Source organism: Pandoraea sp. CB10b_02 (genome assembly GCF_002216225.1).
GTDB lineage: Bacteria > Pseudomonadota > Gammaproteobacteria > Burkholderiales > Burkholderiaceae > Pandoraea > Pandoraea nosoerga.
This window is the reverse complement of the sequence record NZ_NJGW02000024.1, coordinates 25,182-39,342: the sequence shown is the minus strand read 5'-3', so window position 1 is coordinate 39,342 and position 14,161 is coordinate 25,182. Positions and strand designations below refer to the sequence as shown.

Sequence of the window (14,161 nt, the reverse complement as noted above, 5' to 3'; positions counted from 1 at the left end):
TGGGAGCGCACGGCGCCGGTCTGGCCGGACGTCAAGATTCGTCTTTCCTTGAGTGCTTGTCAAATATATTATTTGACTCGAATTGAGTCGAAAAACATATCATGGACTTACGCCAACTCCGGTATTTCGTCGCGGTCGCCGAAGAGCGCCATTTCGGCCGTGCGGCGCAGCGCCTGTCGATGACGCAGCCGCCGCTCTCGCAGCAGATCCGGGCATTGGAGACGTCGCTCGGCGCGCCGCTTTTCGTGCGCACCAACCGTTCGGTCGAACTCACGGCAGTCGGGCGGCAGCTCTTGCCCGAGGTGCGGCGCGTGCTGGCCGATGCGGACGCCTTGCCCGCGCTTGCGCAGGGTCTTGCCCACGGCGAAGTCGGCACGCTTTCGCTGGGTTTCGTATCGACGGCCGACTACGGCGTTCTGCCCCCGCTGCTGCGCGAATTCGGCGAGCGTTATCCGCGCGTGCGCCTGCAACTGCTCGAAGCGACGAGCGACGTGCAGGTCGAGGCCCTCATGGACGGGCGCATCGACGCCGGTCTTTTTATCCCGCCCGTGCCGGCGCGCTACGCCAGCGAACTGTCGTACCTGCCGATCGTGCGCGAGCCGCTGATGCTGGCGCTGCCGGCCGGCAAGGGCGAAGCGGCCACCGGCGCCGACGGGCTGCCCAGCGGCACGGTGAGCCTGGCCGACTACGCCGACGAGCCGCTCGTCATCTTTCCGCGCCGCGTGGCGCCCGCGTTTTACGACATCATCATGGAATGCTATGCGGCGCTCGGTCTCACGCCGCGCGTGGGGCAGGAGGCCATTCAGATGCAGACCATCGTGAGCCTGGTGTCGGCGGGCATGGGCGTGGCGCTCGTGCCGCAGTCGCTGTGTCACCTGCGCCGCACCGGCGTGACGTACCGGTCGTTGCGCGAGACGAGCGCGCTCATCGAGACCGGTCTGCTCTGGCGCACGGCCGAAGTCACGCCCGTGCTCGAAGGCTTTCTGCAGACGGCCCGCGGTATTGCGCTCACCCCGCCGGGCGCGATGCTGGCCGGCTGACGGCGCCTCACCTTCGCGACGGGACGGCGATGCCGCACGCGGGCAGGCTCGTGGTATCGTGCTGCCCATCCCAGCGCGCCCCCGGATTCGTTGCAAGCGCAGCGCCGGGAAGTGTCACACGCACACGGCAGGCTTTCGGCGCAATGCCCGGGCGCCGCGCGCCGCCATGGAACTTTCGTTCACGAACCGATTCTTCTCATCCATGCTGATTCATCCTCAATTCGACCCGGTCGCGATTCATCTCGGCCCACTCGCCATCCGCTGGTACGGCCTGATGTACCTGGTCGGCTTCATCCTCTTCCTGCTCGTCGGCCGCCTGCGCGTGCGCCAGCCGTCCATGGCGGCGCAAGGCTGGAAGGCGCAGGACCTCGACGACATGCTCTTTTACGGCGTGCTCGGCGTCGTGCTGGGAGGCCGTCTGGGCTATGTGATCTTCTACAAGCTGTCGTTCTATCTGGCGAACCCGCTGGACATCTTCAAGGTGTGGGAAGGCGGCATGTCGTTTCACGGCGGCTTTCTCGGCGTGCTCGTTGCGATGTGGCTATTCACGCGGCGCCGCGGCCATTCGCTGCTCGAAGGCACCGACCTCATCGCGCCGATGATCCCGCTCGGCCTGGCCGCCGGTCGCCTGGGCAACTTCATCAACGGCGAGTTGTGGGGGCGAGTGACGAGCCCCGATTCGCGCTGGGCGATGCTCTTTCCGCAGGCCGCCGTCGAGGACGCGCGGTGGGTCATGGCGCATCCGCAGGCGATGGCCGACAGCGCCATGCAGATGATCTTCGCTCAATACCATGGGCTGCCGCGCTATCCGTCGCAACTGTTCGAGGTGGCGCTCGAAGGCGTTGCGCTCTTCGTGCTGCTGTGGATCTTTTCGCGCCGCGCGCGCCCGCTCGGCGCCGTGTCGGGCATGTTCCTCGTGGGCTATGGCCTGTTCCGCTTCCTCGCGGAGTTCACGCGCGAGCCCGACGCTTTCCTCGGGCTGCTCTCGTTCGGCCTGTCGATGGGCCAGTGGTTGTCGCTGCCGATGGTGCTCGCGGGCGTGATCATGCTCGCGTGGTCTTATCGCAGGCCGGTGACCTCGGCCGCCTGAGGTTTCTCCGGCGGCCTCTCGTCTGGGCGTCCCTTTCGGGTGGGAGCGCCCCCAAGGACCACTCGCGGGGCCACCCCAGGCCCCCCCCCCCGCCTTTTCTCAACCGGCCTTGCGCTCCAGGGCCCGCAGCGAAGCCATCAGATCGGCGAAACGCTCGCCCTGCACGGTGACGTGCGCGCGCAGCCGCTCGGCTGCCGCCTCGGCGTCTCCCGCCTCGATCGCGCGGAACACGCCGTCGTGCTCCGAAAAGGAGTGCTGCGGCCGGTCGCGCACGCGCAACTGCAGGCGCCGATAGACGCGCAGCCGCCGGTGCAACTGCAATGCGGTTTCCTGCAGATACGCATTGTGGCTCGCCTGATAGATCAGTGCGTGAAAGTGCGCGTTGACTTCGTAATAGGTGTCGATGTCGCGCGCCTCGGCCGCCGCGCGGCTCGCTTCGTGTGTGGCGCGCAGCGCTTCGAGTTCGTCTTCGGTGATGCGGCGCGCGGCCAGCCGGCCGCACATCGATTCGAGCTCGGCCATGACTTCGAACATCTCGCACAGACGCTGCGGATCGATCTGCGCGACTACCGCGCCACGGCGCGGCCGGATTTCGATCACGCCGGCCGACGCGAGCTGGATCAGCGCCTCGCGCAAGGGGGTGCGCGACACGCCGAACGCGCTGGCGAGCTCGACCTCGTCGAGCCGCATGCCCGGCGGGTATTCGCCCACGGCAATCCTTTCCTCGATGGCCTGTCGCAGCGCCTCCGATCGCTTCGGTTTTACGCTCATGACGCTCTCGCTCGGTCGTGGTCCTGTCCCGCCGCGCGGCGGGACGAACGGTCAGTCGGGGCTGCGGGGGGTGTCGGGGCAGTGGGCTTCATCGTCGCCAAAGTAACGCGCGAAAGTCGCGCTGAAGATCGGGGTAAACGCCAGAAATGTATTTTTTGTGGCGTCGATTTGTATACACGGTGTTGGAATAACTATACGATTTGATTCCGAGAGCGGCAACTCGCGCACTCGGAACACCCAAAAACAAGCAGTCATCCGTACATGCAGTGCCGGCGGAGCCGGTGCACCCCGGGGCGGGAACCGATCCCACCGATGTCGTCCATGTTGTCAACGTCATCGGCCTGGTCGGACCTGTCGCGGGCGATGTCAGGCACCGGTTGCGCTGGTTCATCACTGACAGAAGCGACAGGAGACGCCATGGAGACAACACCTTCCCCGCTGCGGCGGCAGCTCATGCTCGGGGCCGCGTCGGCCCTCGTGACCGGCGGTCTGGCCGGCCCATGGGGCGGCGCATTCGCGCAGTCCGGCCCGCTCAAGATTTCCCATCAATTCCCCGGCGGCACGCTCACGGAAGGGGACTTCCGCGACCGGTTGTGCCGCAAGTTCGCGCAGGAAGTCGAGAAGCGCACCAACGGCGCACTCAAGTTCCAGGTCTATCCGGGCAGCTCGCTCATGAAGACCAACGCGCAGTTCTCGGCGCTGCGCCGCGGCGCGCTCGACCTGTCGCTGTATCCGCTGCCGTATGCCGGCGGCGAAGTGCGCGAGCTCAACATTGGCCTGATGCCGGGGCTCGTCACCTCGTATGCGCAGGGCAACGCGTGGCGCAATGGCGAAATCGGCAAGGTGCTCTCGGGCGTGCTCGCCGAAAAGAACATCGTGATCGTGAGCTGGGTCTGGCAGGCGGGCGGAGTGGCGAGCCGCACGGCGCCGCTCGTGGCGCCCGAGGACGCCAAGGGCCTCAAGGTCCGCGGCGGCAGCCGCGAGATGGACATGATGCTCAAGGAGGCGGGCGCCGCCGTCATTTCGCTGCCGTCCAACGAGCTTTATGCAGCCATGCAGACCGGCGCGATGGACGCGGCGATGACCTCGTCCACGAGCCTGATGTCGTTCCGTCTCGAAGAGGTGTCGAAGCATTTGACCACCGGCCGCAACAAGTCCTATTGGTTCATGCTCGAGCCGCTGCTGATGTCCAAGCAGGTCTTCGACAAACTGCCGAAGGACCAGCAGCAGGTGATCCTGCAGGTCGGCGCGGAACTCGAGGCGTTCGGCACCGAAGCGGCCAAGGCCGACGACGCCCAGATCGCGAGCGTGTATACGAAGGCCGGGGCGAAGGTCTATGACCTGGACGAAGCAACGGTCATGAAGTGGCGCGAGATCGCGCGCCGCACCGCGTGGAAGGATTACGCGAGCAAGTCGGACACGTGCGCGAAGCTGCTCGCACTGGCCGAGAAGGTGCCCGCATGAGCGGGGCCGACGTGAGGGCCGTGCCGGCGGCGGCGCGCTCGCGCACGCTGCGGCGGCTCGACGCCCTGCTGCAGGGCGTGAGCCGCCTGCTCATGGTCGTGTGCATGTTCGCGCTCGTCGGGGCGGCGCTGGTGCTGAGCTACAGCGTGTTCGCGCGCCACGTGCTCAAGCTTGCCACCGACTGGCAGGACGAAGCGGCGGTCTTCATGCTGGTCGGCGCGACGTTCGTGTCGGCCGCGCACGTGCAGCACCTGCGCGGGCACATCGGCATCGAAGCGATCACCACGCTGCTCTCCGCGCGCGTGAACCGGGTGCGGCGCTGGCTCGTGGACATCGCCACGCTGGCGTTCTGCGCCTTCTTCGCGTGGAAGTCCTGGACGCTCTTTTGGGAAGCCTATGTCGACGGGCAGACCAGCAGCTCGACGTGGGGGCCTCCGCTGGCGATTCCCTACGGACTGATGGCGTTCGGCATGACGCTGCTCACGATGCAGTTGCTTGTGCAGGTGGCGATCGGCGCGTGTGAGATGCGAGGCGCGGAGGCCGCCGGCGGCGCAGCGCACGCCGGCGCGCCGGTGGGGCCGGGGCGGACGGGAGGGCACGCATGAGCGAGCTTGGCATTGGATTGCTCTACGGCGGCGCAACGCTCGCCGCCATGTTCTCGGGCATGCCCATCGCGTTCGCGCTCGGCGCGGTCGCGGTGGTATTCATGTTCGGCTTCATGCCCGCGTCGTCGCTCGATACGGTGACGCAGAACGTCTACGAAGAGATGGCGAGCATCACGCTGCTGTCGATCCCGTTGTTCATTCTGAAGGGCGCGGCGATCGGCAAGTCGCGCGCGGGGCAGGATCTCTACCTCGCGCTGCACGCGTGGATGCGGCGCATTCCCGGCGGTCTGGGCATTGCCAACGTATTCGCCTGCGGGCTGTTCGCGGCGATGGCCGGCTCCAGCCCCGCCACGTGCTCGGCCATCGGCAGCGCCGGCATTCCGGAGATGCGCCAGCGCGGGTACTCGCCCGGCTTCGCCGCCGGCATCATTGCCGCGGGCGGCACGCTCGGCATTCTGCTGCCGCCGTCGATCACGATGATTCTCTATGCGGTGGCCGCCGAGCAGTCGCTCGGACGTCTGTTCCTCGCGGGCATCGTGCCAGCCCTGCTGCTGGTGGGGCTCTTCTCGTGCTATGCGGCGTGGCGTTATCGCAAGGAGTACGGGCTTGCGCAACTGGCGCTCGCGCGCGACGGCACGCCCTCGCCGTTTCCGACCGAGCCGCCGGCCACGATGCGCGAGAAGCTGGCGCTGCTGCCGCGCGTGCTGCCGTTCGTCACGCTGCTCATCGGCGTGATGGCGGCGCTCTACGGCGGCTACGCCACGCCGTCGGAGACGGCCGGGCTCGGCGGTCTGCTGGCGCTCGCGCTCATCGCCGTGATCTATCGCATGTGGCGCCCGCGCCAGCTCGCCCCGATCCTCACCGGCACGCTGCGCGAATCGACCATGCTCATGTTCATCATCGGCATGTCGCTGCTGTACTCCTACGTCATGAGCTATCTGCACATCAGCCAGTCGGCCGCGCAGTGGATCGTGGGGCTGCATCTGTCGCGCTGGGTGTTGCTCACGGCGATTCTCGTGATGGTCGTGGTGCTCGGCTTCTTCCTGCCGCCGGTGAGCATCATCCTGATGACGGCGCCGATCATCCTGCCGCCGCTGCGCGCCGCCGGTTTCGACCTCGTGTGGTTCGGCGTGGTGATGACGATCGTCATGGAACTGGGATTGATTCATCCGCCCGTGGGGCTCAACATATTCGTTATCAAGAACACCGCGCCCGATATCGCGCTGCGCGACATCGTGTGGGGCGTGATGCCGTTCGTGGCGCTGATGATCCTGGCCGTCGTTCTCATTTGCGTGATGCCGGGTCTGTCGCTGTGGCTGCCGGACCGGTTGATGGGATGACGGGGGCGGGCGGCATGGGCGAGGCGGGGGATGGACGCGGCCACGGCGGGCGCCGCAAGCGCGATGCACTGTCGTGCGGTTTTGTCGTGGAGATCCGCGCCGCAGGGCGCAAGCATTGAGAGGAAGCCATGAAGGATGAGCCGAACACGTCTGCAACGTCTGCTACCGCAACCTCGGGAAGCGCCGCGTCGATCGCCGCCGCGTCTTCGGGCCGCGGCTCGCCCGATGCGGCGACGGAGGTGAGCGCGCCGGTGCCGTCGCCCAAGCCGTCGCTTGGCGAGCGGCTCGGTCAGTGGTTCGGGCGCGGCATGGGCAGGTCCGGGGGGCAGGGCGGTGGGCCGGGGGGCGGCAAGGGCGACGGCAAGGGCGATGGGAAGGGCGACGGCAAGATCGAGCCCGTGAAATTGTCGACGCGCGCGGAAAATGCGCTGCGCCGTCAGTTGTCGCAATGCCTGTCGGCGCGGCTCACCGATACCGCGGCGAACGAGGCGGCGCGCGAATTCATGGCGCGTTACACCGGCGCGTCGCCGGCCGAGCAATTGGCGTTGCTCGGTGTGGTAGCGGACATTTGCGCCAACGACGGCAACGCCGGCACCCATCCTGGCCTCAATGCGCGCGAGCAGAGCACGAAGGACGGCAGCAGGGACGGCACCAGGGACGGCGAGAGCGCCAGACGCGGCGCTGGCGGGCTGGCCGGCGCGCTCGGCAGCGCGCGCGTGCGGTTCCTCAAGCGCTTTAACGCGTTGCCCGACGGTTTGCCGTTTCTGGTGCGCTGGCGTGCGGATATGCTGCATCATCGCGCCGCGCTGCCCGGCCTCGCGGCACTCGAAGAGGACCTGGGCAGCCTGTTCTCCACATGGTTCGACGTGGGCCTGCTCGAGCTGCATCCGATTACCTGGGACTCGCCGGCGTCGCTGCTCGAAAAGCTCATGCGCTACGAGGCCGTACACGAAATCTCCTCATGGACGGACCTGCGCAACCGGCTCGATTCCGACCGACGTTGCTACGCGTTCTTCCATCCGCGCATGCCGCGCGAGCCGTTGATCTTCGTCGAAGTGGCGTTCGTGCCCGACATGGCGGCCGAAGTGCACCTGCTGCTCGACGAGCAGGCGCCGCTCGAGGACCTGCGCCGCGTGCGCTGGGCCATCTTCTACTCGATCTCCAACACGCAGCCCGGGCTGCGTGGCGTGAGCTTCGGCAACTTCCTGCTCAAGCGCGTGATCGACGAGCTCCAGGTCGACTTCCCCAAGCTGCGCAACTTTGCCACGCTCTCGCCGATTCCCGGCTTCAACGAGTGGCTGCGTCAGCTATCCGCGCAGGCGCTGGCCGAAGTGCTCGGCCCGAAGCGCCAGAAGCTGCTGGCGCAGGAAGCGTCGCTGGCCGACGGCGCGTCGGGAGCGCAGATGGTGGCGTGGCTGCAGGCGTCGCCCGAGCGCAAGGGCACGCAGGCGTTGCAGCGCACGCTGGGCGAGGCGCTGGCGGCGCACTATCTGGCGCGCGAGTTCGTGCGCGGGCAGCCGCGCGACCCGGTCGCCCGGTTTCACCTGGGCAACGGCGCGCGCGTGGAGCGCATCAACTGGCATGCCGACCTGTCGAAGAAGGGCGCCCGGCAGTCGTGCGGCATGATGGTGAATTATCTGTACGAGCCCGAGGAGCTCGACGCCAATCTGCAACGGCTCATCGACGGCCAGCCGGCGCTCGGACGCGCGGTGGCGCGCCTGCTCTGAGCACGGCGGCGATCGACACGAAAAAGGGAGACATCTGTGAGTGAAGTGCTGCGCGACGACCGCGCGCTCGACGAAGGGTGGGTCACGCTGACGCTGTCGAACCCGGCGCGACTCAACGCCATCTCGGTGGCGATGTGGCGCTCGCTGCGCGAGCATGTGGAGGCGCTCGACGCCGACGCGCGTGTGCGGGCCATCGTAATTCGCGGCGCGCAGGGCAACTTCGCGGCCGGGGCCGACATCGAGGAATTCCCGGCCGAGCGCGGCAGCTACGACGCGTTGCGCCGCTATCACGGCGAGATCATCGGCCCGACGCTGGAGGCGCTCGCGCGCTGCCGGCATCCGAGTGTGGCGCTGATCGAAGGCGTATGCGTTGGCGGCGGACTCGAGATCGCGGCGCACTGCGATCTGCGCATTGCCGGCGAGAGCGCGCGCTTTGGCGTGCCGATCAACAGGCTCGGGTTTCCGATGGCGCCGGGCGAGCTGCGCGGCGTGCTGGCGCTCGTGGGCCGGGCGGTCGCGCTCGAGATTCTGCTCGAAGGGCGCGTGTTCGGTGCGACCGAGGCGCGCGAGAAGGGACTGCTCACGCGCGTGGTGGCCGACGAGGCCGTCGAGGAAGCCGGCCGTGCCTGCGCGCGGCGTCTGGCGGCTGGGGCGCCGCTGGCCTCGCAGCTCAACAAGTGGCTGATCGCGCGTCTCGCGCCGCCCGTGCCGCCGCTCTCGGAAGCCGAGTGGCAGCAGGCCTTCTCCTATTGGGATTCCCAGGATCATCGCGAGGGCGTCGCTGCATTCCTCGAGAAGCGGCCGCCGAAATTTGAGGGGCGCTAGCGGGCAGGTACCGCGCTTTCCTTGGCGGCTCCAATGGTGGTTCCCATTGCCGCTCGATTGCGGCTCGATTGCGGCTCGATTGCGACTCGATGGCGGCCCCCAGGGCGCCCGAATGGCGGTCGCGGCCGCGCCGGCGCGCGGTGCTGACGAGATGCAGTATGCTGCCGCGTCTGCCGTTGAAACCTTTTTTCTGTTGATGCATTCACCGTTCCGTATCCGGTTCCGTTTATGACGCAAGACGCCAACCTCTATCGACTGTTCGCCGAACGTTTTCCCGCCGACAAATCGGCGTGCGCCATCGAGACGCCCGAGGGGCTTTACTACAGTTGGGACGACATCGAGCGCGCCAGCGCTCGCATGGCGAACCTGCTCGCCAGCCTCGAGCTCACGCCCGGCGCACGTGTGGCCGTGCAGGTCGAGAAGTCGCCCGAAGCCCTGTTGCTGTATCTCGCGACACTGCGCGCCGGCTACGTGTATCTGCCGCTCAATACGGCGTATCGCGAAGCCGAGATCGCGTATTTCGTCGAGAACGCGCAGCCCGACGTGGTCGTGTGCAGCCCGGCCAATTTCGGCTGGGTCTCGAAGATCGCGTTCACGAGCGGCGCGAAGCACGTATTCACGCTGGGCGAGGACCGCACCGGTTCGCTGCTCGAGCGCGCCGCGTGGTTCGGCGACACGTTCGAGACCGTGCCGCGCGCGCCGCACGATCTGGCGGCCATTCTGTACACCTCGGGCACGACCGGGCGCAGCAAGGGCGCCATGCTCTCGCACGGCAACCTCGCGAGCAACACGCGTGTGCTGCATGCGTTCTGGGGTTGGGGCGAGCGCAGCGGCGGCGACGTGCTGCTGCACGCGCTGCCGATCTTCCACGTGCACGGGCTGTTCGTCGCGAGTCATGCGGCGCTGTATTCGGGCAGCAAGATGATCTGGCTGCCCAAGTTCGACGCGCGCGAGGTGCTGCGTCAGTTGCCGCGCGCCACGGTATTCATGGGGGTGCCGACGTATTACGTGCGGCTGCTGGCCGAAGCGGGGCTCGATCGCGAAGTCTGCCGCAATGTTCGTCTGTTCATCTCGGGCTCCGCGCCATTGCTGCGCGAGACGTTCGACGCGTTTCGCGAGCGCACCGGTCACACGATTCTCGAACGGTACGGCATGTCGGAGACGGTCATGCTCGTCTCCAATCCGTATCACGGCGATGCGGCGCGCGTGCGCCGGGCCGGCACCGTGGGCGTGCCGCTGCCGGAAGTGTCGGTGCGCGTCGTCGACGATGAGGGCCGGCCGTGCGCGCAAGGCGAGATCGGCCACATTCAGGTGAAGGGGCCGAACGTGTTTGCCGGCTATTGGCGCATGCCGGAGAAGACGGCCGAGGAATTCACCGCCGACGGGTTTTTCAAGACGGGCGACGTCGGCAAGTTCGACGAGGATGGCTACGTGCACATCGTCGGCCGCTCGAAGGATCTCATCATCTCCGGCGGCTACAACGTCTATCCGAAGGAAATCGAAGGATTCATCGACGAGATGGACGGCGTGGCCGAGTCGGCGGTCATCGGCGTGCCGCATCCGGATTTCGGAGAGGCGGTGGTCGCCGTGGTCGTGCCGCGCAACGGCGCGGCGACGCCCGACGAGCGCACCGTCATTGACGCGCTCAAGCATCGCATCGCGAATTTCAAGGTGCCCAAGCGCGTGCACTTCGTTCCCGAACTGCCGCGCAACACCATGGGCAAGGTGCAGAAGAACGTGCTTCGCGAGCGCTTCAAATAAGCCGCGGCCACTCGCACCCGCGACATGTGACACGCGACCACGCCACATGGTGTGGCGACGCCTTGTTGCGGTGTGGGGTGCGGTGCGGAAACGTCGCGATGTGATCCGTAGTGCTTCGTTGGCCGAATAAAGCAACGCCGCCCTCGAGGGGCGGCGTCTTTCCATTGCGAGGACGGCGACCGGCCGCCGACGCCGGCTTACTTCATCTGCACGGTGCCGGAGACGGTCACGGTGACTTGCGTCTTGCCGCCTTCGAGCTGCATCGGCGGCGCGGCGTCGGCGCTCGCGCTCATCGCCATTGCCTTCATGGCATACGGACGCGGCATGACCGGGGCGTTCGTGCCGACCTGCACCTGGCGGATGGTGTAGCTGCCATAGCCGAACGCCTTCGTGTTGCTCTGCGCCTGATCGCGGAACGCCTGGATGGCCTGGTTGGTCAGCTCCGCCTGCGTTTTCTCCTGCGCTTCACGCGAGAGCGAGAACGATACGCCGTCCATCTGCATCTGGCCCGAGATCTGGCTCGCGAGGCGCGATGCCGCGCCGAAGTCCTTCGACGTCATCTGCAATTCGGTGCGGCCGCGCCAGGCGGTGATCTTGCCATCGCGATTGGTCGTCGGATACAGCGAAACGTTGCCGGTCTGCACCTGCACGGTGTTCTGGCCCTTGGCAATGGCCATCGCGCTGTTGGCCTTTTGCGTGAGGTTGCGCGAGACGGTGGCGGCGTCGGGACCTTGCTCCTGCGCTGACATCGTGATGTGCACGGTGTCCTGCTCGACTTCCTTCGTGGCGTGGGCCTCGAGGCCCAGCACGCCCGCGACATTGCGGTTCGGATCGTCACCCGACTGGGCGTAGGCGGCATTGGCGGCCGTGGCGATCAGGAGAGCGGCGGCGAGAGATTTGCGCATAGTTGTGTCCTTTTTCGAGTGTGAGTTCGCGTCTTGGCGGCGAACGTTTGACCGGTTGCCGACTCACACATGCACGCGTTCCGGCAGCGCCGAGAGCGCTAGTGGGTACGTACTATGCGTGTGCCGATAACGTTATACAGACGCTATCGCCACAATTTTGGTTCCCTGGATACCCCGGCTCCTAGAGTAAGTGCTTCGTGATGAATCGCCAGTGCTCGGGCGAGACCGGCGTGATCGACAGCCGGTTGCCGCGCGCGAGCACCAGCATGCCTTCGAGTTCCGGCGTCTGGCGCATTTCCGTGAGCGGCACGAGGCGGGTCTTGCGATCGAGCTTGACGTCGACGAGCAGCCAGCGCGGCGCTTCGGGCTTCGACTTGGGGTCGAAGTACGGGCTCTTCGGATCGAACTGCGTGGGGTCGGGGTAGGGGGTGGAGGCCACGGTCGCCAGACCGGCAATGCCGGGTACGGCGCAACTGGAGTGGTAGAAGAGCACGCCGTCGCCGACTTGCATGTCGTCGCGCATGAAGTTGCGCGCCTGATAGTTGCGCACGCCTGTCCACGGCAGGGTCTTATGTCTGGCAGCGGCAAGATCGTCGATGCTCGCCTCCTCGGGTTCCGACTTCATCAACCAATAACGTTGCGTCATGACGTTTCACGGTTCAGATGGGTGCAACGCAGGCAAACGTCGGTCATCGGCGCCGGAAGGCCTCTCATTTGTCGCCGATCGTTTGCCGCGCTGCGATATTGGGCCAATTCCTATACTATGCCTTTGTGACCTTCGTGTGACGTTTCATGTGGCCTGTCCGTGCCACCGGGCAATGGACGCAGTGCACCACCCGTTTGCCGGCAGCCCGGTCCGCCAGCGTCGCACGCACGTGCTTGGGCGATTCATGTTCAACCCCCTATGCCGATAGGAGAGTGTGTCATGGCAGCAGAGCCGTCTGTCCGAAGCAATGCGTTTATCTTCTATTCCCTTGCCACGGTGTCGTTCATCGAGACCAGCGTCCCCGAGTTCGTCGCCACGCTCAATCAGATGTACAGCGACGATGACGAGATGCGAACGTGGCTGCGCGACACCTGGCTGCCCGAGGAGGTCGAACACGGGCGCCTCGCCAAGGACTATATCGCACGCGTATGGCCCGAGTTCGACTGGCAGAACGCCTATGACGCGTTTCTCGAGCGCTACAAGCCGCGGTGCGATGTGGAGTACATGCGGCCGTCGCTGGCGCTCGAAGCCTTGTCGCGGTGCGTCACGGAAACGCAGACGGCCATGATCTACCGTTGCCTCGAGTCCTACATGCCGGTCGAGGAACTCAAGCAGATGATGCACAAGCTGAGCAGCGAGGAGGTCGGCCACTATCGCTACTTTCGCAAGACCTTCGATCGCTACAACGCGGTGGAGCGGCACGGCGTGATCAGCCGCCTGCGCACGATGGTCGCGCGCAGCGAACTGGTTCGTGACGAGGACATTGCCTTCGCGTTCGAGCCGCTCAACCGGTTCTGGCGCTCGCCGCCGCCGTTCGAGACGATGACCTGGGAGGCTTTCCTCGCCATGTCAGGCGACGTCATGAAGCAGTACATGCCAGTCGAGGCGGCCACGCGCATGATGTTCAAGCCGCTCGAGACCGGCTCGTGGTGGCGCGATCGTCCCGTCAAGGCGCTGATGTCGTTCATGGTCAAGCGCCAGTATCCGCAGTTGGCCGGCGAGGCCTGACCTGCCCGGGGGCGGCCCGCGATGGCAGCGGGCGCGCGGCAGAGGCAGACGGCGTGATCGGCGGGAAAGGCCGTCAATCACGCTGTGCCGGAAATTGCCGGGGCTCCCCGTTGCGGCGGCAACAGACGAAAAAAACCCCGCCGAGGCGGGGTTTTTTCGTAGTCGGCGAACCGTATTACTTGTTCGTGCCGACGACTTCGACTTCCACGCGACGATCCGGTGCCAGGCACTTGATCAGCTGAGCACGGTTCTTCTGGTTGCAACCCGTCGTGACCGGGTTACGCTTGCCCTTGCCTTCGGTGTACACGCGGTTGGCTTCGACGCCCTTGCTGACCAGGTAAGCCTTCACAGCTTGAGCGCGACGCAGCGACAGACGGTCGTTGTACTTGTCCGAACCGATGCGATCGGTGTAGCCCGTAGCAACCACGACTTCGAGGTTCAGCGCCTGGACCTTGCCGGCCAGATCGTCCAGCTTGGCCTTGCCTTCCGGCTTCAGGATGGCCTTGTCGAAATCGAACAGGGCGTCAGCTTGGTACGTCACCTTCTGCGAAACCGGAGCGACCGGAACCGGAGCCGGTGCCGGAGCCGGAGCCTGGGCGATGATCGAACCATCGCACTTGGCATTGGCCGTGGCCGGGGTCCAGTAGGCGTCGCGCCAGCAGAGTTCGTCCGAGCCGTTCTTCCACACCCACTCGCCGCTGCCGTTAACCCAGTTGTCGTTGACAGCTTGTTTCGAGGCCGCGATCGGGCCCGGAGCGGTCTGGACATAATTTTGAGCCATAGCCGAAGCAGCCATCACTGCGGTAGCTGCAACGATCGCGAGCTTAGCGAATTTATTCATATTTCTCCTCTCGAAATGAGATTACCGCAGGTTTACTGCGAGCCTAGACGACGGAACCAAAGTCTTACATCGCTCGAA

Annotated in this window: 13 protein-coding genes; 9 read left to right on the top strand and 4 right to left on the bottom strand. The window is 66.1% G+C overall.

Features of this window, described 5'->3' with window-relative positions; all coding sequences use genetic code 11:
* Positions 1 to 101 precede the first annotated feature (101 nt).
* The gene (locus tag CDN36_RS19570; RefSeq protein ID WP_150556582.1) at positions 102 to 1,040 is read left to right on the top strand and encodes a LysR family transcriptional regulator; all 939 of its coding nucleotides are present in this window, start codon (positions 102 to 104) and stop codon (positions 1,038 to 1,040) included.
* A 202-nt stretch (positions 1,041 to 1,242) separates the two neighbouring features.
* Positions 1,243 to 2,130, top strand: coding sequence for a prolipoprotein diacylglyceryl transferase (gene lgt / locus CDN36_RS19565; RefSeq protein ID WP_150556583.1), 888 nt, complete (start codon positions 1,243 to 1,245; stop codon positions 2,128 to 2,130).
* A 99-nt stretch (positions 2,131 to 2,229) separates the two neighbouring features.
* Here the strand turns inward: lgt and CDN36_RS19560 are convergent, their stop codons facing one another.
* A complete protein-coding gene (locus tag CDN36_RS19560) occupies positions 2,230 to 2,901 on the bottom strand; it encodes a GntR family transcriptional regulator (RefSeq protein WP_150556584.1) in 672 nt (223 codons plus the stop codon).
* A 417-nt stretch (positions 2,902 to 3,318) separates the two neighbouring features.
* Here CDN36_RS19560 and dctP point away from each other — a divergent pair, with 417 nt between their 5' ends.
* The 6 genes from dctP (at position 3,319) to CDN36_RS19530 (ending at position 10,623) form a co-directional block, all read left to right on the top strand.
* A complete protein-coding gene (dctP, locus tag CDN36_RS19555) occupies positions 3,319 to 4,365 on the top strand; it encodes a TRAP transporter substrate-binding protein DctP (protein ID WP_150556585.1) in 1,047 nt (348 codons plus the stop codon).
* Positions 4,362 to 4,970, top strand: coding sequence for a TRAP transporter small permease (locus tag CDN36_RS19550; RefSeq protein ID WP_150556586.1), 609 nt, complete (start codon positions 4,362 to 4,364; stop codon positions 4,968 to 4,970). The genes dctP and CDN36_RS19550 overlap by 4 nt, the downstream gene beginning before the upstream one ends.
* Complete coding sequence (locus tag CDN36_RS19545) at positions 4,967 to 6,310, top strand: TRAP transporter large permease (protein WP_150556587.1); 1,344 nt, start codon at positions 4,967 to 4,969, stop codon at positions 6,308 to 6,310. Before CDN36_RS19550 ends, CDN36_RS19545 begins: the two co-directional genes overlap by 4 nt.
* 128 nt (positions 6,311 to 6,438) lie before the next feature.
* Positions 6,439 to 8,037 carry a malonyl-CoA decarboxylase domain-containing protein gene (locus CDN36_RS19540; RefSeq protein ID WP_287497670.1) on the top strand — a complete coding sequence of 533 codons (1,599 nt, stop codon included), beginning with the start codon at positions 6,439 to 6,441 and terminating at the stop codon, positions 8,035 to 8,037.
* A 45-nt stretch (positions 8,038 to 8,082) separates the two neighbouring features.
* Positions 8,083 to 8,862, top strand: a complete 780-nt coding sequence (locus tag CDN36_RS19535; RefSeq protein ID WP_287497678.1) for an enoyl-CoA hydratase/isomerase family protein — start codon at positions 8,083 to 8,085, stop codon at positions 8,860 to 8,862.
* A gap of 228 nt (positions 8,863 to 9,090) precedes the next feature.
* Entirely contained in the window at positions 9,091 to 10,623 is a 1,533-nt protein-coding gene (locus CDN36_RS19530; protein ID WP_150556590.1) for a malonate--CoA ligase, read from the top strand.
* Positions 10,624 to 10,820: 197 nt separating this feature from the next.
* Here CDN36_RS19530 and CDN36_RS19525 read toward each other — a convergent pair whose 3' ends face one another.
* A complete protein-coding gene (locus CDN36_RS19525; protein WP_150556591.1) occupies positions 10,821 to 11,528 on the bottom strand; it encodes an SIMPL domain-containing protein in 708 nt (235 codons plus the stop codon).
* Between the two features lie 181 nt (positions 11,529 to 11,709).
* The gene (locus CDN36_RS19520) at positions 11,710 to 12,174 is read right to left on the bottom strand and encodes an EVE domain-containing protein (protein ID WP_287497669.1); all 465 of its coding nucleotides are present in this window, start codon (positions 12,172 to 12,174) and stop codon (positions 11,710 to 11,712) included.
* Positions 12,175 to 12,453: 279 nt separating this feature from the next.
* Here CDN36_RS19520 and CDN36_RS19515 point away from each other — a divergent pair, with 279 nt between their 5' ends.
* Positions 12,454 to 13,242: a hypothetical protein gene (locus tag CDN36_RS19515; RefSeq protein ID WP_150556593.1), complete on the top strand. Its 789-nt coding sequence runs from the start codon at positions 12,454 to 12,456 to the stop codon at positions 13,240 to 13,242.
* 175 nt (positions 13,243 to 13,417) lie between these two features.
* Here CDN36_RS19515 and ompA read toward each other — a convergent pair whose 3' ends face one another.
* Positions 13,418 to 14,083 carry an outer membrane protein OmpA gene (gene ompA / locus CDN36_RS19510; protein WP_150556594.1) on the bottom strand — a complete coding sequence of 222 codons (666 nt, stop codon included), beginning with the start codon at positions 14,081 to 14,083 and terminating at the stop codon, positions 13,418 to 13,420.
* Positions 14,084 to 14,161 lie beyond the last annotated feature (78 nt).